Origin of the sequence: Paenibacillus sp. PvP094, assembly GCF_040546835.1 — a bacterium.
GTDB lineage: Bacteria > Bacillota > Bacilli > Paenibacillales > Paenibacillaceae > Paenibacillus > Paenibacillus illinoisensis.
Window position 1 is genome coordinate 5,681,483 of sequence record NZ_JBEPOM010000001.1, and the last position, 20,244, is coordinate 5,701,726.

Annotated in this window: 19 protein-coding genes; 3 read left to right on the plus strand and 16 right to left on the minus strand. The window is 45.6% G+C overall.

The features are described from left to right. Positions 1–87: 87 nt before the first annotated feature. Positions 88–693 carry an esterase/lipase family protein gene (locus ABIC22_RS25720; RefSeq protein ID WP_371859907.1) on the minus strand — a complete coding sequence of 202 codons (606 nt, stop codon included), beginning with the start codon at positions 691–693 and terminating at the stop codon, positions 88–90. Between the two features lie 186 nt (positions 694–879). On the opposite strand from ABIC22_RS25720, the gene ABIC22_RS25725 reads away from it, so the two are divergent. Next, positions 880–1,941 (plus strand): S-layer homology domain-containing protein, encoded by a 1,062-nt coding sequence (locus ABIC22_RS25725; RefSeq protein WP_354484799.1) that lies wholly within the window; start codon positions 880–882, stop codon positions 1,939–1,941. A gap of 105 nt (positions 1,942–2,046) precedes the next feature. Here ABIC22_RS25725 and ABIC22_RS25730 read toward each other — a convergent pair whose 3' ends face one another. The 6 genes from ABIC22_RS25730 to ABIC22_RS25755 all read right to left on the minus strand — a co-directional run bounded on the left by ABIC22_RS25730 (position 2,047) and on the right by ABIC22_RS25755 (position 8,014). Beyond that, positions 2,047–3,021 carry an aldo/keto reductase gene (locus ABIC22_RS25730; protein WP_127535876.1) on the minus strand — a complete coding sequence of 325 codons (975 nt, stop codon included), beginning with the start codon at positions 3,019–3,021 and terminating at the stop codon, positions 2,047–2,049. Between the two features lie 23 nt (positions 3,022–3,044). Continuing rightward, positions 3,045–3,461: a MerR family transcriptional regulator gene (locus tag ABIC22_RS25735; protein ID WP_110822305.1), complete on the minus strand. Its 417-nt coding sequence runs from the start codon at positions 3,459–3,461 to the stop codon at positions 3,045–3,047. A 256-nt stretch (positions 3,462–3,717) separates the two neighbouring features. Further along, positions 3,718–4,746: a helix-turn-helix transcriptional regulator gene (locus tag ABIC22_RS25740; RefSeq protein WP_354484802.1), complete on the minus strand. Its 1,029-nt coding sequence runs from the start codon at positions 4,744–4,746 to the stop codon at positions 3,718–3,720. Between the two features lie 208 nt (positions 4,747–4,954). Then, complete coding sequence (locus tag ABIC22_RS25745; protein ID WP_354484804.1) at positions 4,955–6,925, minus strand: 5'-nucleotidase C-terminal domain-containing protein; 1,971 nt, start codon at positions 6,923–6,925, stop codon at positions 4,955–4,957. 252 nt (positions 6,926–7,177) lie between these two features. Continuing rightward, positions 7,178–7,486 carry a hypothetical protein gene (locus ABIC22_RS25750; RefSeq protein WP_095287322.1) on the minus strand — a complete coding sequence of 103 codons (309 nt, stop codon included), beginning with the start codon at positions 7,484–7,486 and terminating at the stop codon, positions 7,178–7,180. Between the two features lie 195 nt (positions 7,487–7,681). Then, the gene (locus tag ABIC22_RS25755; protein ID WP_354484806.1) at positions 7,682–8,014 is read right to left on the minus strand and encodes an antibiotic biosynthesis monooxygenase; all 333 of its coding nucleotides are present in this window, start codon (positions 8,012–8,014) and stop codon (positions 7,682–7,684) included. Positions 8,015–8,241: 227 nt separating this feature from the next. Between ABIC22_RS25755 and ABIC22_RS25760 the strand changes: the two genes are divergently transcribed. Both ABIC22_RS25760 and ABIC22_RS25765 read left to right on the plus strand, forming a co-directional pair. After that, a complete protein-coding gene (locus tag ABIC22_RS25760; RefSeq protein WP_354484808.1) occupies positions 8,242–9,516 on the plus strand; it encodes a stalk domain-containing protein in 1,275 nt (424 codons plus the stop codon). A 121-nt stretch (positions 9,517–9,637) separates the two neighbouring features. Continuing rightward, positions 9,638–10,063, plus strand: a complete 426-nt coding sequence (locus ABIC22_RS25765) for a hypothetical protein (protein WP_127535881.1) — start codon at positions 9,638–9,640, stop codon at positions 10,061–10,063. Positions 10,064–10,197: 134 nt separating this feature from the next. Here the strand turns inward: ABIC22_RS25765 and ABIC22_RS25770 are convergent, their stop codons facing one another. From ABIC22_RS25770 to ABIC22_RS25810, 9 genes are all read right to left on the minus strand, one after another. Continuing rightward, the gene (locus tag ABIC22_RS25770) at positions 10,198–11,385 is read right to left on the minus strand and encodes an aminotransferase-like domain-containing protein (RefSeq protein WP_354484810.1); all 1,188 of its coding nucleotides are present in this window, start codon (positions 11,383–11,385) and stop codon (positions 10,198–10,200) included. Between the two features lie 179 nt (positions 11,386–11,564). Continuing rightward, positions 11,565–12,710, minus strand: a complete 1,146-nt coding sequence (locus tag ABIC22_RS25775) for an NAD(P)/FAD-dependent oxidoreductase (RefSeq protein ID WP_127535883.1) — start codon at positions 12,708–12,710, stop codon at positions 11,565–11,567. Between the two features lie 59 nt (positions 12,711–12,769). Then, positions 12,770–13,492, minus strand: coding sequence for a methyltransferase domain-containing protein (locus ABIC22_RS25780; protein ID WP_354484812.1), 723 nt, complete (start codon positions 13,490–13,492; stop codon positions 12,770–12,772). Further along, positions 13,479–14,639 (minus strand): type III polyketide synthase, encoded by a 1,161-nt coding sequence (locus tag ABIC22_RS25785; protein WP_354484814.1) that lies wholly within the window; start codon positions 14,637–14,639, stop codon positions 13,479–13,481. Before ABIC22_RS25785 ends, ABIC22_RS25780 begins: the two co-directional genes overlap by 14 nt. 207 nt (positions 14,640–14,846) lie before the next feature. Then, on the minus strand, positions 14,847–15,770 hold the full coding sequence (murB, locus tag ABIC22_RS25790) for a UDP-N-acetylmuramate dehydrogenase (protein WP_127535886.1): 924 nt from the start codon (positions 15,768–15,770) through the stop codon (positions 14,847–14,849). 283 nt (positions 15,771–16,053) lie between these two features. Next, on the minus strand, positions 16,054–16,935 hold the full coding sequence (locus ABIC22_RS25795) for a carbohydrate ABC transporter permease (RefSeq protein WP_354484816.1): 882 nt from the start codon (positions 16,933–16,935) through the stop codon (positions 16,054–16,056). Between the two features lie 15 nt (positions 16,936–16,950). Further along, positions 16,951–17,841, minus strand: a complete 891-nt coding sequence (locus tag ABIC22_RS25800) for a carbohydrate ABC transporter permease (protein ID WP_095287332.1) — start codon at positions 17,839–17,841, stop codon at positions 16,951–16,953. A 48-nt stretch (positions 17,842–17,889) separates the two neighbouring features. Then, positions 17,890–19,164 carry an ABC transporter substrate-binding protein gene (locus tag ABIC22_RS25805; RefSeq protein ID WP_354484818.1) on the minus strand — a complete coding sequence of 425 codons (1,275 nt, stop codon included), beginning with the start codon at positions 19,162–19,164 and terminating at the stop codon, positions 17,890–17,892. Positions 19,165–19,251: 87 nt separating this feature from the next. Next, complete coding sequence (locus ABIC22_RS25810) at positions 19,252–20,130, minus strand: AraC family transcriptional regulator (RefSeq protein ID WP_354484820.1); 879 nt, start codon at positions 20,128–20,130, stop codon at positions 19,252–19,254. Positions 20,131–20,244: the final 114 nt, after the last annotated feature.

Sequence of the window (20,244 nt, forward strand, 5' to 3'; positions counted from 1 at the left end):
TATTATAAATTCATCTGTTAGCAAAATACAAAAAAACACGAGTGACCTCTTGGATCACTCATGTTTCATTCAGCTGCCGCAGTCTCTCTATTCATTCAATGCTGTCTTAATCAAGGCATTAACCCGTGAATTGAAGAGCAGACCGATATGGGAAACCAGCGAAACCTGTATGTTATTCGCTCCGCTCAAACGGGAAAGTGCAGGAGATACGATCGTGTCACTGGTAGAGTAGATGGAAGTAACCTCAACTCCCTGTGGGGCTGAAGTTGTAGTCAAACGATTGGCGCCCCCCAAGGTGACCAGCTTGTCCACTTTGGTAGAGCCCCCGCGGTTCAATATGTAATATAAACTATTAGCCCCGCCCATACTATGAGCCACAATGTTGACTTTGCTATGGCCTGTTTCCCGAAGTACATTGTCTACGAATTGACTGATAGCTGCCGAATTCAACAGCTGATTCCCCTGCTTGCTGGGCAGATCAATCGCAAACAGCTCATCTCTGGACCAACCTTGACCACGCAGATAACTTTCAATATAAGTGAAATTGCTATCAGAACCTGTTAATCCATGAACAAAAACAACAGGTGTCCGTTCTGTCGCAGCGAATGTCTTTGAGCTTTGACCGATACCAGGTATCGAAATGGCTATCAGTATGCTCATGACCATGGCAAAAAACATTTTACTCTTTTTCACATCGTTCACTCTCCTAAAATATAATTTACACTATATATAATATAAGTGAATAATTGGTATATAAATGGATCTTTAGTCTCAAATTTAATAGATTAAATCGTTAGTAAAGATTTCCTTTAGCCATCCATCCCCTTCTCTGTTATGCTGAATGACGGCAAATTTCAATTTACAGGAGGAACTTCCTAGATGAGACAAACGATTAACCGCTTCACTCTTTTCTTCTTCGCCATGATCCTTGTGGTATTCCCTTTTTCGTGGAGCAAAGCCCATGCTGCCGCTTCGTACAAATCGCTAGATTTGTATTTCCCGACAGATATTGATGGCCACTGGGCGTACGATACGCTTGACAATTTCGTTAACGCTGACCTCCTTAACGGTTACAGTCTGGGCAATGGCGAGGTCGCTCTTAAGCCCAATCATCCCATCACTCGTGCAGAATTCGTAGCTATTCTTGTTCAGGCTACAGGACTACATAGTACAGCTCAAGGAAAATCCTTCAGTGATGTAAAAGCAGGCAAATGGTATGCTGAGTCCATTCGGATTGCCAGTTCACTTGGCGTCGTTGGGGGTGTAAGCAGCACTGAATTCGGACCTGACCTCCCGATCACACGCGGCGATATCGCAGTAATGGTCGTACGTGCGTTCTCCGATACGGTGGAGTTTAAAGGTGCATCCAAAACCTTCAAGGACGTTCCAAACTACTATGCAGCTTCCGCCATTACCAAAGCGAGCCAGGCTGGTATTGTTTCAGGAATGACAACGACTACGTTTCAACCTTTCGCAAAAGCTACACGTGCTCAAGCTGTAGTCATGCTTGAACGTGCTTTACAATTGGAGCAAACCGAGCTGCCGGATACATCTGAACTGACGGCACTTGCTTCCACTGCTACGGAGTCGGAGATTCAAGCTATGACGGATCATAAATATGATCAGTTGTCTGTAACCTATGCAACCTATTACACAGGGTATCAGCTTTCATCCAATTTTACGTCTCTGGAAGATATCACTTCTGCAGTAGATGAGGAAACCACAATGGATATTGAAATGCTCTCCCAACCGAATTTTACTGTCATCGAAACCTCTAACCGTTTGGCTGTATTAGAAGCAGAAGGCGGCAAGATGAAAGTAACGATCCATTCGGGTAAAGAACAGCAGGAAGAAACGGTTTCCATGGACGGATTGTATAAACTCAAGAAAATGAATGATAACAGCTGGAAAATCTATGCCATCCTGCCTTATGAAGAATAGGCTCTAATCTATCATTTATTTCATTAACACCAAAAACCACTGAATCCTAATTCAGTGGTTTTTGTATCTATTCGTTTATATTCAAATTCCCCATGATCATTTGATTTAGCCATTCAGCAGATTCATCTGCTCCTTCAGATATCGGGTACCATGTATCCCATTTTTGGGGCTTACATTTTCAATGCGTACCAGATCTTCAGGAGTTAACTCGATATCTAATGCTCCTACATTTTCCTCCAGATATTTGATCTGTTTCGTTCCAGGGATCGGCAATGCCCCATTCGCCAGCGTCCAGGCAATGGCAAGCTGAGAAGGTGTGCAGTTCTTTTCGCTGGCTATTTTTTTGATTTGATCCACGATCTCAACATTCTTTTGAAAGTTTTCACCTTGGAAACGAGGCATATATCTGCGAAGATCATCCGCAGCGAGATCCTCAAACGTACGTAATTCACCTGTGATAAAACCACGGCTTAGCGGGCTATAGGCCACATGAGTAATGCCCAATTCTCTAACGGTTGGAAGAATTTCATCTTCAATATCCCGGCTCCAGAGAGAATATTCACTTTGTAAAGCGGATATGGCATGTACCGCATGCGCTCGGCGAATCGTCGCTGCAGATGCTTCCGAAAGTCCAAGGCAGCGAACTTTTCCAGCCTGCACTAATTCGGACATTGCACCAATCGTCTCCTCGATAGGAACATTGGGATCTACACGATGCTGGTAATAGAGATCAATATATTCTACGCCTAATCGATTCAAACTTTCATCCACTGCTTTTTTAACATAATCAGGATGACCACTGATTTGCTCATAATTCGGTGTGTATGAAAATTTGGTAGCAATAATCGCCTGGTCGCGCCGACCTTTGAGCGCCTTGCCCAGAAGTTCTTCGTTATGGCCATTTCCATATACATCAGCCGTGTCCAGCATCGTTACACCCATTTCCAGAGCACGATGTATCGTTTTGATAGAAAGCTCATCGTTAATCTCACCGTACATGCCCGGAGACATCCCCATTAATCCTAGTCCTACCGAAGACACCTCCAAATTACTGTTTCCCAATGTTCTAATAGACTTCATCCTAATCTTCCTCTCCTATTTGATTAAATGTGTTTCAAACTGGACATTTCCTGTAATAATTTATTTTCTGAATCCTCTTTGCCTTTTTCCATATCATCATAGATTGATAATTTTTGATTCACCGCTTCTAAGGCTTGATTAAGATCGTTTTGTCGTTGATGCAATTCTTTTTTATATTGCGTGAGCATTGCTTTTCTGAGCGGTATTGTTGAAGCACCTTCCATGGCAAGATTGACCATCTGCTTCAATACGGACACTTTCATGCCAGTAGCTCGAAAACAGGACATCACTCTCATCCACTCCAGATGCTCCTCTTCAAACAAACGATTTCCGTTCTGATCCCTGTTGATATATGGGAGCAAGCCTTCTTTCTCGTAATAACGAATTTTATGTGCCGGGCAACCTAGCCGTTCCGATGCTTCTTTTATGGTAAAGCTCATATCGTTATTCCTCCTTTGGATTCTCGTGTCCGGCTGGCTCTTTCACATCATAAGTATTAATGTGCACTTTAAGTCAACCATCTATTTTTTTGAATTTCTCCTAGGCTTTTCTCCTATTAAAAGGGGTTCAACCTGATGTCTAAACCACCTGTCCGGAACAAAATATAAGAACCTTGAATTTTCAAGGTTCTTATGATCAGTAAGTCAGAAGACTATCGTATATTGTTATAGAAAAGGATAGTTTATCTTCTATCCATCAATTCGTGACTAGCCTTTTACGCCAGCTTTCTTGCTTTGAGCGCCAATTCGAAGGCGTCTCCCCTTCCCATAGCCGGAATGCCCGATAAAATGAATTCTGGTCTTCATACCCTACAAGAAAGGCCACTTCTTTGATATCCAGTGACGGATCAGCTAGGTATACTCGAGCCTGCTCATGTCTGGCTTGGGTCAACAGCTGCTTGAAGCTGGTGTTCTCATCGGTGAGTCTGCGCTGTAGTGTACGATCACTTACGCCTAACTCCTGCGCTACGATTTGGACTTCGGGGCGTCCACTTGTGAGGCTCCGTTTAAGAATCCATACGACCGCTTCTGTCATGGATTGAGCCTGTTTCTGTTCATCTAGCGAGCGATCAAGTATGGGTGTCAGCACCTCAAGCAGCTCTTCGTTATAAGAGATGAAGGGCAGATCCAGATCCTTTTGACGCAAAATCAATCGATTGCTTGGTGCACCCATCCGGATATTGCAGCCGAAGTAAGCTTCCAGAGCCTTCACATCCCCCATGGGCTGTGAGAATTCGACCTGCATTGCATTCAAAGACAGCCCCGTACCACGACGTCCTAGCTCCAGAAGAAAGGCCAGCGTAATTCCAACCAGGACGGGAGGTCCGGACGGTCCACCATTCATCCACTCCAGTTCAATAATGCAGCGATCATCCTCCTCGGTAATGTGCAAGCCTTCGGGAGGACACATCCGTTTGTACCGAGCCATCCGATATAGCGCATCACGGTAGTCACGAGCATGGTAGGTGGCTAATACACTTGGTGGATAGTGGGCTGTTTCAAAAGCGGTTGCCAGTTTGATGATTCCTTCAGCCGTATCGCCCATGAGGTCGGAATAAGCCTGCCAGATTGCAAAATATTCGTCTGTATTGACGATCGTATTCGTAATCTTGGTGAGTGGCAGTTGTGCTCTGCGGGCTACGACATGGGTGTCGATCCCCAATTGCTCCAAGCCTGCCCAGAATCCGGCTGGAATCTTAATACGTTCTATGGAATGCGGCTTCATCTTTCGGTCTCCTTCAATTAATCATAAGTATAAACAAGAATACTCCTTCGTTCACCAGATGTCTAATCTCCTGGTCATGTCAACTTGAAGAATAACCAAAACCACATTATTACATAAACTGACCTATCCGAATTGCCTTCACAAAATAAAAAAGCCGCCATGATGGCGACTTATTTATCTTGCAATTTGGAAGCAGGTTTACTTCCTATTATTTCTTAATAATTCCTTGCTTGAGCAGCTCGTTCACATTAAGCGATTGGTCATAAGGAATATCGATCTTGCCTTCATTCACCAGTTTAATGATCTCATCCCGATAAGGGCTAGCGAGATCGATTCCAACGATCTCCCAGTTATTGTCCACTTCCGGGGAAATCTCCTGATGTTCTTGAATATATTCAACTAGGTAATCCCGAATGCTGCGTGGTGATTCCCAATCGCGGTTTGCTTCTACCAATTTGTAAGCTTTCAGTGCGCTGCTGTATCGGTAGTTGTTTACAGCAAGCTTCAGTTCTTGTGTATCAGTCAGAGGCTTGCCTTGATACATTACATCGACGATACGCTGCCCTGCAGGCTTGGACAGGTCGATTTTGTAGTCTACGCCAGCAAACATGTCATACAAATAACCTGGAACCTCAGGATCGAAGCTGATCGAAACGTCTCCCTCTTTCCACTGATTGTAATGTGAAGCAGACCATTCCATATACGCCTTCAGTTCTTTACCCGTAACCTTAACGGTATAGAGCACATTATCGAATTTGTAAATATCGAAAATATTCGAATATGTGATATTACCTTTTTTCAGATTGGAGGTATCTTTGAAGAGTGCCGCAGCCGAAACATCCGCTCCGCTCACTTCCATCTGAACCTTGTTGATGAGATCAACCACGGCTGTATCTTGAAGCTTGCCTTCAGGAATCCCATTAATTTCATTCACAGGCTGGAAGTCCTCGGTTGCTTGACCGAAGATACCACCCGACGAGCCTTCCGCTCCGGCAGAACCACCACCTGTAATGAATTGGATCGTAGCTTCGTGCTCTTCCTTCACCAGGTCACGAATCGCCGGATCAGGGGTGTAGGAAGCCATGTCTACCACTTGAACCTGACGGTCCGTCACTTTATTTTTACCTTGATCTTTTTTCACTTCGATATCAAAACGCACAATGTCACGGCCAAGGTTGCGAGGGCCACCGATCACAGTTTGTCCGATTTTTTCGTTAACCACGATGTGCATGTGCCCAACCAGCATGGCATCAAGTTCAGGCACCATCTTTACAATTCGTTCAGCCGAGTCTGAAGCTCCATCTTCGTCGAACTCAGCAAACATGCCTGCATGCGCGCTCGCGATAAGTACATCCACTTTTTCTTCATTTTTGAGGTATTGTGCATATTTTTTCACCGTTTCACCCATATGCTTGAACGTAAGGCCGTCTACTTTATCGCCGTCCCAACGAGGTACATTGGGTGTCGTTACACCGATAATCCCTACTTTTATGCCATCCACATCGATAATTGTGTACGGCTCGCCAAGCGTCCCGCCATCTTCTGTCTCGATGTTGGCTCCAAGTACGGGGAAGTTCAGTTCTTTCATAATCCGATCAACATGATCCAGTCCAAAATTGAATTCATGATTACCAAAAACCATGGCATCGTACTTCATGGCATTCATGGCTTTGGAAACAGGATGAATAACATCTGTGTTTTTACGATAAATATCATCTGTTAAAATATTGCCTTGATATGTGTCCCCATTGTCAATCAACAGCACGTTAGGGGAGGTCTTCTTCACTTCATTGACATATGTAGATATCCGTGCGAGCCCGTTATTCGTTGTTTCCGCACTATCTTCATAAGTATAGCCCCACAGATTCCCGTGCACGTCAGAGGTGCCCAGAATAGTGATTGTAGTGGAGTCGGCTTCCTCTTCTTTTTGAGGAACCTCACTCCCTGTGGACGGCTTCTCAGGAATCTTTAACTTTTGGCCAATTTGAAGGACATTCACGTTTTTCAATCGATTGAGCTTTTGCATCTCTGCTACGGTTGTCCCATTTGTTTTGGCGATGGTCCACAACGTATCTCCTTTTTTAACGGTGTACGTCTCGGCAGACGCAATTCCACCAAAAAGAGTAGAGAACACCAAAACCATGATGACAATCCAGCTGAGCTTACTACGATGCTTCATAAATCCCTTTCACCTCTTGTCTTATGTTGTGTGTTACCAAATCTATCCTCTAGATCATAACAAGATAAATGAAATAATTGGAGATTAAATTTACGTTTTGAACTAAATTATTACATTTTGCAACACATTCTTGTTGTTTCGGCAAGTTCATTTCATATTTTATTGATAATAATCCAATATTTAGGTGGTATACGAATCATTGTATTGTCATAAAAAAAGCCTGATCCACTTAAGGACCAGGCTTCAAATGAACTATCCCTCCACAATATCTGCTTGCAGAGCAGTCGCGACTTCAATCATCTTGGGAACCACAGCTTCACTGGAAATGGCCACGTACAAATCCCCTGAATATAGCCGGAAAGGAATGTCCACGTTATCCTGCTTCCACATAAAGAAATCTCCATCAATGGACATAGTACTTTCGGTTCCCTGAACAGTGTAAACCTGTGAATACGTAAAGTCAGGCTGGGTTGCAAAGTATGCCTTGCACTCTTCCAGAGTGATGGATGGTTCCCCATTTTGTTCTTGCATGGTTCGGGTGATACGGAAACGCTGATTCATTGATATGCCTCCAGATTGATTAATTCAAGTATATATTATCATTCATAATAGCAATTTACGTATCGTTTCGGCAAGAAAGGCGCTTGGCAGCCGCCAAGGATGTTAATTTTTCTATATAGGCGTGCGCTCTATTTGTTGCTGGTTTGAATGGAAAAGAACCTCCCTCGGGAGGTCCTGATCATCTTCATATACACCCTATTGTTGAACCGTACCTTTGCCAGTTTTTACAGTCTGGACTTCATACATATTTACGGTTGTGCTGATCAGATATTCAGGTTTTTCCTGTCCTCTTTTGTTGCGATGGCCCTGGATGTGTGCATCGCTTTTCTCCCAGTTTTTCCACGCTTCCTCCGATTCCCAACGAATCATAACCATAACCTCTTCATGTTCCTTGCTCTTCTTGTTGACCATGACACTGAAATCAATCAGACCAGGCATATCCACCACTGGGGTTGGGCCACTGAAACGTTCCAGTACCTTGTCACTATGCCCTTTTTCTATAACCATACTGCGCGTTTGAATCAACATCATTATTCCTCCTGATTGCAGTCACACTGGATACCCTCCAGCCTAACCGCATTTTGGTTTACTCTTTCCACTATTGTAGCCCAATTGAAAATGATTATCAATAAAGCCAAGTTTAGTTCATCTTGTAATTGGAACTCTATGAAAATTTTGCTATACTACACTATGCTAGATTACTGTCCATACGTCCTTTTTTCTACTATTTTATGAATGTGGAGGAATATACAAACATGGTTCGTAAACACATAGGTAAAACCATTGCTGCCACCTTGATTGGTTTGTCCTTGCTTGGAACGACGGTAAACATCGGTGATGTGCATGCAGCACCTGCCATATCGGTCAAGTTGGATAATGTAGCACTCCAATTTGATGCTGCCCCGCGAGTTGATAAAGGCGTTACTTATGTTCCCTTCCGTACCGTAGGTGAAGCATTGGGAATCCAGATTACGTGGAACAGTAAAACCCAAACCGTCAAAGCCGTGGGCAGTGTAAAAGGTCAGGCCACAGAGGTACTTCTTCAAGTGGGGAATACCACAGCCACCGTCAATGGCACCAAAGTGAAGCTTGCCGCAGCCCCGGTTCAGCGAGAAGGACGCGTACTCATTCCGCTCAGTTCGTTCAGCAGCCAATTCGGCGTGGGTGTGAAATGGGATCAGGCCACACGTACAGTTTCTCTCGTATCCCCACAGCGTGAAATGCATTTGAGAGCATTTTATGCTGTGCGGGCATTTCATGAAATCGATCTGGTCCCATCCATGAACTCCGTAGCTTTTGGCTGGAGTCGAATCGATCGGGATGGCCAATTCACGCTTCAAGGGAAGGAGTATTATTTCCCTGAGGCAGCAGGCGAAGTGACCCCCCAAACCATCGTGGCGGATGCTGCAGATCAGAATATCAAACCGTACCTTATGGTATACGCACTGGATGGTCAAGGCGAGCTAACCAAAGTTTTGAGTGACAGCAGTCTGCGCGAGAAATCGATTCAGGGCATTAACGATGCTGTTAATGAGAATGGATTTGGTGGCGTTGTTCTAGATTTTGAAGGCTTGGGTTTCAAACTGGATGCCAAGCAGCAGCAGAAGCTGCTTAACGACTATGTCAAACAGTTAAAAGCTTCCTTGCCTCGTGACATTTCGATATCACTGGCTGTACCGCCTCTGAATAGTGCATATAAAGGCTATGATTACAAAACGCTCGCTTCCTTGGCAGACGATCTTATTATTATGGCTTATCAATATAACCCTGCGGGTACCAAGGCACAGATTCCTGAGCCTAACAGTCTCGTTGACCAAGCCATCCAGCTTGCACTTAACGCAGGTGTTCCAAAAGACAAGCTGCTGCTTGGTATTAACTTAAACAGCGAAACGGGAACCTCCGTTGATGACAAGCTTGGATTGGCCAAGAGATATGATCTCAAAGGGGCAGCATTCTGGCGCCTTGGCTTATTCCGTGAATTCAACAATAATATGGTGGAAGCCGTGAATTCGTCAGTGATCAAAGAGTAAAAGACCTTCATTTTTATGAGCAGGATGTGATGAAGGATCTCCTGCCCTGCAGGAGTATGTCCACGCAAACTTGTCTTCTATGAATATACTATTCTATCTTATCGGATAGGAGGTATGCAGAATGACTCAGTTTCTGGATGCAAGAGTCTCGATCAATGCAACGTCGACCAACTCCATCTCTGTACCCATACCCGTAATCAATACGCCTACGTTATTTGCCCAAATTGGTCTTATTACTGCGGGTACAGGGGCTAATCCCAGAGTTCAACTCAAAGGGACGATTACGGTTCAGTTACCTCTGGCGCTTTTTGTAGTGAGAGTTATCATTGTGAGAGGTACGCTGGCGACAGATCCTATCATCTATTCGGCAAATAGTACCTATGGATTGAGCGGTTTACTCGCACCTGAAATCATTACTTTTTCAGCGAATGACTTTAACCCTCCCATTACACCACAACTAACGTATTCAGCGTTTATCAGTACGAACTTGCTCGGGACGGTTCGAGTCGGACCCGAAAATTTTGACGGCGTCCTCGTATCAGATTGATCATTCGTGATTTCCATTCAAAAACCCTACCGCTGCAATTGCGGTAGGGTTTTTGAATGAAGAAAAGCCCCCTCACAGTTGAAAGGGCTAGATGCCACTTCAGCTGCACAGGGAGCTACCCAGATCAGACGTTATTAAGAATACTGCTTCAATACCTGCCCCAGAATTTCAATCCCCTTCACAATCTGTTCATCGGAAGGTGTGGAGAAATTCAATCGGATCGCATTGCAAGGTTCACTCTCATCAACGAGGAAAGCCGTGCCTGGAACAACGGCTACGCCGCTGGCTGCAGCTGCCTTGGCATAATCCAGCATCGGAATATGAGCCGGCAGATCACACCAGAGGAAAAGACCACCATCCGGTTGGGTAAACGTAATGGAATTCCCCATGTGTTCCTTGAGTTTGTCCATCATTAAGGCAGATTTTCTGCGATATATTTCACGAATACTGCTGATATGTTCTGCATACTGGTATTCTGCCATGAACTTGTATGCCAAGATCTGTGGAAGCATCGCCGTATGTACGTCTTCCCCCTGTTTGGCAACCACCATCTTCTGCACGACTTCGTTCGGTGCCAGCACATAGCCAACACGCAAGCCGGCAGACAGAATCTTGGAGAAGGAGCCCACATAGATCACTAGTCCCTCTTCGTCCATGGATTTGATGGTAGGTACATCTTCTCCACTGAATCGAAGCTCACCGTATGGATTATCTTCCAGAATCATCACACCATACTCTTTGGCAAGAGCATAAATGGCTTTGCGTTTCTCCAGACTTGTCGTTACTCCCGTCGGATTTTGGAAACTCGGAATCAGGTAGATCAATTTCACATTCTGCTCCGTCTGCAGTGCCAGTTCCAGCTTGCCGATATCAATACCGTCGCTTTCCATTGGAACGCCAACCAGCCTTGCACCTGAGGCCCGGAAGGAGTTTAACGACCCTATGAAGCTTGGGCTTTCACAGATGATCGTGTCTCCCTCGTTGCAGAATACTTTGCAGGCAAGCTCAATGCCTTGCTGTGCACCCGAGACAATAAATAGCTCGTCCGATGCTGTGCCTGTGTTATAGTTCGTCTTCAGGTGATGGGTCAATGTATCGCGCAGCGGGGCGTAACCCTCAGTTATCCCGTATTGCAGAGCCGTAACTGGATCCTGCTCCAGAATGGACTGAGTGAATGTCCGAATGGCTTCAATGGGAAACGTCTCCGGAGCGGGATTTCCCGCAGAGAATGGAATAACGTTCTGGCCAGAGGATGCCTTCAGGATCTCACGAATAATGGACGGCTGCAGCGCAGCAATCCGGTTTGAAAATGAATAGTTCATCTTAATATAATGCCTCCCTGCTTCAAATCTGACGCTCAATACTACTTCTACATTCTTTTCTATTATACGAGTACTTCTCTGTTTTCAAAATGGTCTGCTACAAATTCGTCAAAAACAATAAGAAAGAGGTCGACATACGCCGCCTCTTTCAGATCCATCAATATGCATGTTTTCCCACATTACCCGCGAGCAGCGTTCATCTCTGATAACCTTGTAGCCTTGACCAGATATGTTGCCAAACCAGGAAATAAGCGAGCTAGCGCGGGGTAATATTTGTTGGTTTTGGCAAAAGCCAGCTTCTGGATTCTCCGTGCACGCCGAAGCAGCTCTGTAAATTCATCGCTCGCGTCTTTCGTATATCCTTCCTGCCACTGCGTAAATCCAATGTCCTTCTGCAAATAACGGTTGGTCCACTCCGCACACAGGATGGAAGAACGCAGCGCAATGGACATGCCGTCACCGCACAGGGGAGGAATCATCAGCATCGCATCTCCAATGTGCGGGAACTGGGACCAAGGTTCAGGCACGTTCGACAAGTGAAGCGGAGCTATGGAAACCTGAGTTCCCTGAACAGGCTCTCCATCTGCCAGTCTTGCTGCGAGTCTGCCATTGGTTTCAGAGGCTGCATTCAGGATATCGGTTACAGACTTGCCGCTTCCCTGCACCGTATCCAGCGTTAACAAGGCTGCTACATTCGCATAGCCATTCTCAATCGGTGAAATGCCGACGTATCCTCCCTCACAGAAATAGAGTTCTACTCTAGCAGGCATGTCAAGTCCGCTGTAATGAGACTTTATCCCAACATATACAGTTTCATCCCTTATTTCAGGCGGCGACGTCATTCCACGCGGCTTTTTGGTCCCATATGCTCCGATGACAGCCTTCGTTCTATAGCTTAATCGTTCATTCCCTTGTTTGACCTGTACCTCGTAATGATCATCTTCAAGCAGTTGAATACCAACAATCTTTGCTTTTGTTATAATTTCGGCTCCCGCAGCCTCAGCTTGCTTGTGGAGAATGCGGTCCAGTTCATGTCGACTGATGCCATAAGCGGGTCCTGGCAAGGGAGCTTCAATCTGACCGCCCTGAGGCATAATGATCTGTGCATGATCCATCGTGCTGGGCTTCACTTCCTGAAGCTGAATATTTAGATACTCCAGCATTTCTTTGGTCTCTGGTGACATGAATTCACCGCAGGTTTTGTGCCTGGGAAATGACTGTTGATCCAATAGAAGCGTACGATGACCTTGTCTGGCCAGCTGCAGGGCGCACGAACTGCCAGCGATTCCAGCACCTAGTACAATGACATCTAATGATTCGGACACATAGCATCCCCTGCCTTTAAGTTGAATTTTGCGCAGCCGTGACTATAATGCCACCTTCATTAAACTGCCGGGTGATTCGGTATCACGACAGAGTAGCGGAACAGCGGTTTCCATTTATAGGTCATGGTGTCATGGTTCAATTGCTGTTTTAACTCCTGCCAATCCTTTGCCGTGAAGCCTTTGGCAACAGACAGCGGACCATCATGACGGATATAACGATTCCGCGAGATCATCCGGGTTGTTAGCCAGACCGCGGTATAGGATACCGGGTGGCGGTGGATATCGTTAATCACAACACCATATCTGGAGACACGCAGCATATGTGAAACGATATCAAGCAGCAGCTGTCCGTCAAAATGATGTACAAACTGCGATCCTGTAACGATATCTGCCGATACATCCGGCAGTTTCATGACATCGGCACGCTGTACATTGACCCTTGGTTCATTTTGAAAGAGCAGTCTTGCCTCTTCGCAAGCTTCCTCGGTCAGATCAACCAACGTAATCGTGAGGTCAATCCCCTTCTGCTTCGCCCACTGAAGCAGCTTCTGATTCACGTCTCCTGAGCCTGCCCCCACATCCATAATGCTCAGCTTAAGAGGTCTACCGACAGATATCCATAATTTCTCAACACCATCAAGAGTAGGGCCGGGAGCGGCAAATATTTTATTGAGCCGCCGTAAGTGCTGCAGTGCTTCACGCAATTCTTCCCCGCCCATGGAGAAATCATCCATCAATTCATCTTCCTTCGCCCGGATCGACAAGTTTCTAAAGAAGGACATGATCCTTCTCCTTCAGCGCTGGCGTATAGGACGGAACGTAAGTAAATTTCATGAGCTCGGCGGTCAGCCCAGGTCCAAAAGCCATCGCCACACCCTCCGTTACAGATTGATTACGGGCTTTCATATCCTCACGCATGGCATGAAGTACAAATAAAATGGTATTGGATGATAGGTTGCCTACGGTTCTAAGAATATCCCTGCTGTACATCGTCTGTTCTGCTCTTAAATTCATGACTTCCTGGACAGAGTCAACGATCCCCCGTCCACCTGGATGAATAGCCCATAGTTCGGGTAAACTGTCGCTCCCGAGCAATTGATAGAGCTCGTTCTCCAAGTGAGCACCCAGCAGTTTGGGGATGCGAGGCGATAAGTACAGATCGTAACCTTGATTGCCCACCTCCCATGTCATATCCTCCGTTGAATCAGGAAGCAGAACGGAATATCCGGTTCCAAGATCGAGATAATGCCGCTGCTCGGATTCCGGTGCTCCAACGATACAAGCAGAAGCTCCGTCCCCGAAGAATGAGGCTGCAAACAGCGCCCCTCTCTCCTTAACTGGTTGAAAATGCAGAGTACAGAGTTCAACGCACACGACCAGCACTTGTGCATCAGGCCTTCCCTGGACGACATCACGAGCCATCTGAATGGCTTTTAATCCGGCCGCACAGCCTTGGAAAATAAGCGGTAACCGGTTTACGCGGGGAGATAATCCTAAATCGCGAATAAGCATGACATCCAGACCAGGCAGATACTGTCCTGTGCAGCTGACTGTAATGATATGTGTAATCTGTTCAGGAGACATGCCCGTATCCTTCAAAGCCTTTTCGGCAGCCTCCATCCCAAGCGGGAGGGCTTCCCGTTTGTATGTATCCATTCGTTCCTGCGTGGACGGAATCTGAGAATGGTCCCCCGAAGGCAGGTAACGACAGTCCTCAAGTGTCCCAAGATAACTGGGTTCAACGGTATAGCGTGTTTCTACGCCGCAGGACCTGAACACTCTTTTGGCAAACCGGGCCAAATCCTGTTGATCCTCAAGCGATGAGGCAATGAGTTCAGCAATATCGGACTGGGCAACTTCATGAACAGGCAGTGCAGTTCCCATGCCCAGGATGGCGATATCCGTATGGTTATACAAGGGTTGATTCATTTTAAACCTCCTATGGTGGATGAGTGATATCCTTTAATTAACAACACTTACCCTTAAGAGCGTCGTTGTAATCTGTCGTATCCTTTATATTTATTTATATGGTTTATGCTGACCCACATTCTCCATTCAGGTGCTCTTCTTCGGGAAAGTGTAAAAAAAGAAGCCGCCCGAAGGCGACTTATCGAAAAAGTGTGGACTTACGTCCAATTATTTATTCAATTCATCGCCAATGATGACGACTTCCGTTTCCAAATTCACATTGAACTGGCTTCGCACCTTCTCCTGAATGAGCGCAATCATATCGATGTAATCCTGCGCCGTAGCATTATCCACATTCACGATGAAGCCCGAATGTTTGCGAGATACTTCGGCACCGCCGATCCGAGTCCCCTGAAGTCCGCAATCCTGAATCAATTTACCCGCAAAGTAGCCTTCAGGACGTTTAAAGACACTTCCGCAGGAGGCATATTCCAGTGGTTGCTTGGACTCTCTGGCATAAGTAAGTTCATCCATCTTCGCCTTGATCTCTACCGGATCTCCCGGCTGCAGCTTGAATTTCACCTCGATGATGATATCCCTTTTGCCCATAAATACACTCTTGCGATAACCCAGCAGCAGCTCCTCGCTCTGCATGGTGATAATTTCACCTGCCTCTGTCACGACAATGGCAGACTCGACCACATCGGACATCTGTCCTCCGTATGCTCCTGCATTCATATAGAGTGCGCCACCTACCGAGCCCGGAATGCCGCAGGCGAACTCGAGTCCGGTAAGACTTGCATCTAACGCCTGCCGGGACACATCAATAATGGCTGCACCGCTCTGAGCTGTCATCGTATGACCATTCACATGGACCTGATTAAGATTCTGCAGCGACATGGTAATCCCCCGAATGCCGCCATCTCTGACAATCATGTTGGAGCCGTATCCCAGTATAGTCAACGGGATATCATGCTGAACCGCCAGCTTTACAATTTTGGCTACTTCATCTATGGTCTCGGGGAATATTAGAATATCTGCTTCCCCGCCGAGTCGCGTGTACGTATAATTTCGGATCGGTTCGGAATATCGAATGCGGTCTTCGTGAAAGTTGTCAAACAGGGTTTTGCTTAATAACTGATATGAATTCATGATTTTCTACCACCTTGTCTTGATTGCATCGTATAGGTTATTTTACTCTGAATAGCTCCATTTTGTCGCAATTAATTCGAATTAATCATTAATTATTTAAAATGATGGTGCAGGACCGGAAAAAGCCGCCATATGGCGACTTGGTAAAGCGTTGCTTTGGCCTTACTCATTATAACTCATTTCAAGTAAGTGAGCATAATGCTTGCTGTCTTCCTTTTTTCATTCTTATAAAAGCACAAAAAAAGGGCACTAGGCCCAGAGACAATTCATACATTTAAGGTACCTATCCCTTCACAGCTCCCAACGCAACACTCCCTATAATCTGCCTGGAGAAGATTGCAAAGACGATGATGATCGGCAGGATGGAAATCGCAACTCCCAGATAGAGCAGTCCATAATCCATGCCATAATAGCCTTGAACCAGAGCCACGAGGACAGGAAGCGGGTATTTATCCAATGAGAAGAACAAAACAAGCGGTGTGAGGAAGTTGTTCCATGAGCCGATGAACGTAAATATGCCAAGTGCCGAAATGGCAGGTCCCAGAATGGGCAGCACAATCTGATTGAATGTTCGAAACTCTCCTGCACTGTCCACACGTGCCGATTCAATGATTTCGTCAGGGATGCTGCTCTCCATAAATTGTTTGATAAAAAATACGTTAAAAGCATTCGCAGCCGCTGGTAAAATAATGGCCGCATAGCTGTCCAACAGCCCCAGTGTACTGAACAGCCGGTACATCCCGATTAGAGCCAGCTGCCCGGGCACCATCATCGTGGCCAGCAAAAACATGAACAGCCAGGTACGTCCCTTAAACTTGAACTTGGCAAATCCATATGCGGTTAATGAACCGATATACAGCGATAGTACAGTTGAAGTGCCGGCAATAAAAAGACTGTTCGCAAATCCGCGCCAAATGTTGATTCTCGAGGCCATGTTGAAGTAATTATCCGCTACAAATGGTCCGGGAAGGAAAGTAAAGGTGGATGCAATGGTCGCATTATTATGCGTGGAATAGATAATCATCAGATAAAACGGAACGATGCAGATCACAGCCAGACCAGTTAGGAACAAGTAAATAATAACTTTGCCGATCGTAAGTTGCTTCGTACTGGCATATTGCTGGATGGCTGCATTCGGTTGCTCAATCGATTTTGCGGTTTGCATAGTACTTCCCCCTCCCTATGAACGACTCTTCCGACTGGTCATGATGAAGGATACAACGGATAAGAGAATGATGATAACGAACAGACAGAAGGCGATAGCTGCTCCGTAACCGAAGCGTGTGCTTTGGAATGCTACATTATAGAGATACATAATACTTGTCATGGCAGCACGGTCCGGTCCACCACTTCCATTCGTGAGCGTGAACGGCTGGTCGAAAATCTGAATGCCTCCAATAATGGAAGTAATCATCTGAAACAGAATGATCGGTCGCAGCATCGGAACGATAATATGAATGAAAATGTGCTTCTTCTTCGCCCCATCCATCTGGGCCGCTTCCTGTAGTGCCGGGTCTATTCCCTGAAGCCCTGCAAGGTAAATGACCATTGAATATCCGAAGTATTGAAAGAACAGAATAGCTGACACAATGAGTCTCATAAACCACGGATCATTTTTCCAGTTGATCGGATCATCAATCAGCCCAATCTGCACCAGAAAGTGATTCAGACCACCAGACTGCCAATCAAAGATCAGGCTGACAAGCAATCCGAGTGATGCTGCCGTAACGATATTCGGGAAAAAATATACGGCTCTGAAGAAATCTCTTCCCTTAAGCAGCTTGTCGTTCAGGATAAAAGCAAGAACAAGAGAGACGGTAAGCTGCGGGACGACAGATACCCCCCAGATAAACAACGTGTTGAACAGTGTTTTATAGAACAGCGGATCTTGCAGAACAGCAATATAGTTTCCGATCCCAACGAATTCAGGGGTCGTAATGCCATCAAAGTTGGTAAAACTGATATATAGGGAATAAAGAATAGGATAGAGTCCAAAAATAGCGAAAATGATAAAGAATGGAGCGATAAAATAATAGCCATAGTGGTCTTTGCGGATCGATTTGGCAAACATGATGTGTTCCTCCAGTCATCGGATGATTAAAAGTTTCGTTCTCCTCGGCTAATCCACTTCCAGCTCAGGAAATCTCAATTTCACATCGCGTTTGATTCGCTTCACCGCTTCTTCTTTGGTCTGGATGTCATTATTGAGATACAACTGAAGGACATTTTTATAAATGTCATTATTAATAATGGAGTCATACTTTGTTCGCTCGTAGACCGGAACCTTTTTGGCTGCCTCGGAGAAAAACTCGAAATGCTTTTGCCCTCCCAAATAAGCTGAAGTAACGGCTGGTGCCAGCTGGTCATTCACGACCATGTTGCTTGTAAAATAATCCTGTTCCTTCGCCAGCTCAGACAGGAAATCATGGTTAAAGTTATAAAACTCAATAAACTTCCAAGCCGAATCCTTTTTTTCACTCTGACTGTACATCGCGATATACGTGCCTCCTGCGCTAAATGAAGACGGACCAGGTGCTAGCCCCCACAACCCTTCGGTGTCCGGCGCATTCGCCTTGAAGGTATATTGCAAAGCCCAGGTTGCACCAGGGTAGAACATCACTTCCCCTTTTTGCATCGAAGCAGCGTGCCCCGCACTTCCTTCTTCATACTCCGCAAGCACCTTGCGCTGACGCGCTTCCCGCACAAGGTCCAGTACCTCCATATACGTTGGATCGATGACAAGCTTGCCATCCTTAACCCAAGGGATTCCATCATAGGAGTTGGATATGGCATTCCAGTTTGCCAGTGCATGTACTTTATTTCCGCTCTCCTGCTGCACCCTCTCTCCAATCTCAAATATGTCTTCCCATGTACCAATCTGCTCGCCCACTTTCACGGGGTCGTCCGTTCCCAAATATTCTTTGGCCAAATCCCTGCGATAATAGATGCCTCCTGGTGTCCCCTGATACCCAATGGCGCGAATATGGCCTTCACTGTCCTTTTCATTCGCCTGCACAAATGGATATTGTTCTGGAATCAGCTCATTCGCGTTATACGGGGATGAAGACAGATTCTCCAGATAAGGTACATCAATCAGCTCTCTGATGTTTGCATTTTCAATCATAAATACATCAGGTGCTTTCGACGTGGTCTGCAGTGCGGATTTTAATTTGGTAATGTAAAAGTTTCCGGGGATATTCACGAAATTCACCTTAATGTCTGGATACTTTTCTTCGAATTTCTCAATGGCATAACCGGCTTCATCCGTAAAACTCCACACCGTAATTTCTTCCTGCTTGGATGCCTGCTCTCCCTTGGACTGACAACCGGATACGATCATCATGGCACTTACAAGTGCAATAATGGAGAGATACTTCAATTTAAATGTCTTCATGGGCCCCCTCCTTCGATAAAAGGAAACGCTTACATTTTATTCGAGTATAGTGATTTTGGAGAGGGCTTTCTCCTCAAATATTGTGAATCATCCTTCATATTTTGTGATATGGGTCTGATGCTTCTTCCTGAATTCAGAAGGTGTACAGCCATTATATTTTTTGAACAGTCGGTTATAGGAGTTCACATTGTTAAATCCATGCCCGATGGCGATATCCAAAATGGAGGTCTGACTAAACAATAATGCCCATTCCGATTTGATAATACGAAAGTGGTTCAGGTACTCCATCAACGTGACTCCCTTAGTCTCCTTAAACAGCTTGCATACATGAAATTTGCTGAATTTAATATGCTCAGCCACATGATCCAGCTTGACGGGTTCAGCGTAATGTTCCTCCAAATATTCACAGACCGATTCAAGGAATTCAAATCTTTTGGCTCCGTTACAAGTCTCTTTCGAAGCACATGATTCCGTGGTTGGTTCCTTGGTCCGAAGCAGGTGGACAATGAGATCGTACAGTCTTGCTACCATTAACCAGCGGTATCCGGGCTGCTTCCTTTTCTCCTCTTCGGAAATGGCCTTGATATATCGGTCCAGATTCTTCTCATTACAGATGGGAGACGGAATCATGGCCGTTTTATGAAAAAGTTCGCGGAGGTCATGGGATTCAGGATCTGCTGCCACATTTCCCGTTACCCACTCCAGCCGAAACAGGATAATGGTTAAATACTCGGTGCCTGGCAAAAAAAAGTGCACATCCCCCGGCTTGATCAGCAGAACGTCTCCTTGTACAAGCTCATAGACCTCGTTGTTCACTCCAATTCTCGCGCGTTCTCCATTCACAACGACCAATTCAACCTCTTCATGCCAGTGTGCAGCAAAATTAAACTGTTCACCCGTGTGAATTACCCGGATCGGAAACCCTTCTGTCATATGACCTGTTTCAAGAAACGTTGGAACTCCCATCAGATCACCCTTTCCATATTTTCCAATTTCCAAGCCCTAGTAATCATATTATGCATGAAGAGCAGGATTCCTTTCGAATGAAGCAGGAAAATAAATTTCACACATGAAAAAAGC

Bases quoted from the DNA above. Each gene is read 5' to 3' on its own strand.
- ABIC22_RS25765 (WP_127535881.1), top strand. From the start codon at position 9,638: ATGACTCAGTTTCTGGATGCAAGAGTCTCGATCAATGCAACGTCGACC.
- ABIC22_RS25795 (WP_354484816.1), bottom strand. From the start codon at position 16,935: ATGCAAACCGCAAAATCGATTGAGCAACCGAATGCAGCCATCCAGCAA.
- ABIC22_RS25730 (WP_127535876.1), bottom strand. From the start codon at position 3,021: ATGAAGTCTATTAGAACATTGGGAAACAGTAATTTGGAGGTGTCTTCG.
- ABIC22_RS25780 (WP_354484812.1), bottom strand. From the start codon at position 13,492: ATGTCCTTCTTTAGAAACTTGTCGATCCGGGCGAAGGAAGATGAATTG.
- ABIC22_RS25810 (WP_354484820.1), bottom strand. From the start codon at position 20,130: ATGGGAGTTCCAACGTTTCTTGAAACAGGTCATATGACAGAAGGGTTT.
- ABIC22_RS25750 (WP_095287322.1), bottom strand. From the start codon at position 7,486: ATGAATCAGCGTTTCCGTATCACCCGAACCATGCAAGAACAAAATGGG.
- ABIC22_RS25770 (WP_354484810.1), bottom strand. From the start codon at position 11,385: ATGAACTATTCATTTTCAAACCGGATTGCTGCGCTGCAGCCGTCCATT.
- ABIC22_RS25755 (WP_354484806.1), bottom strand. From the start codon at position 8,014: ATGTTGATTCAAACGCGCAGTATGGTTATAGAAAAAGGGCATAGTGAC.
- ABIC22_RS25745 (WP_354484804.1), bottom strand. From the start codon at position 6,925: ATGAAGCATCGTAGTAAGCTCAGCTGGATTGTCATCATGGTTTTGGTG.
- ABIC22_RS25740 (WP_354484802.1), bottom strand. From the start codon at position 4,746: ATGAAGCCGCATTCCATAGAACGTATTAAGATTCCAGCCGGATTCTGG.
- ABIC22_RS25725 (WP_354484799.1), top strand. From the start codon at position 880: ATGAGACAAACGATTAACCGCTTCACTCTTTTCTTCTTCGCCATGATC.
- murB (WP_127535886.1), bottom strand. From the start codon at position 15,770: ATGAATTCATATCAGTTATTAAGCAAAACCCTGTTTGACAACTTTCAC.
- ABIC22_RS25800 (WP_095287332.1), bottom strand. From the start codon at position 17,841: ATGTTTGCCAAATCGATCCGCAAAGACCACTATGGCTATTATTTTATC.
- ABIC22_RS25785 (WP_354484814.1), bottom strand. From the start codon at position 14,639: ATGAATCAACCCTTGTATAACCATACGGATATCGCCATCCTGGGCATG.
- ABIC22_RS25735 (WP_110822305.1), bottom strand. From the start codon at position 3,461: ATGAGCTTTACCATAAAAGAAGCATCGGAACGGCTAGGTTGCCCGGCA.
- ABIC22_RS25760 (WP_354484808.1), top strand. From the start codon at position 8,242: ATGGTTCGTAAACACATAGGTAAAACCATTGCTGCCACCTTGATTGGT.
- ABIC22_RS25805 (WP_354484818.1), bottom strand. From the start codon at position 19,164: ATGAAGACATTTAAATTGAAGTATCTCTCCATTATTGCACTTGTAAGT.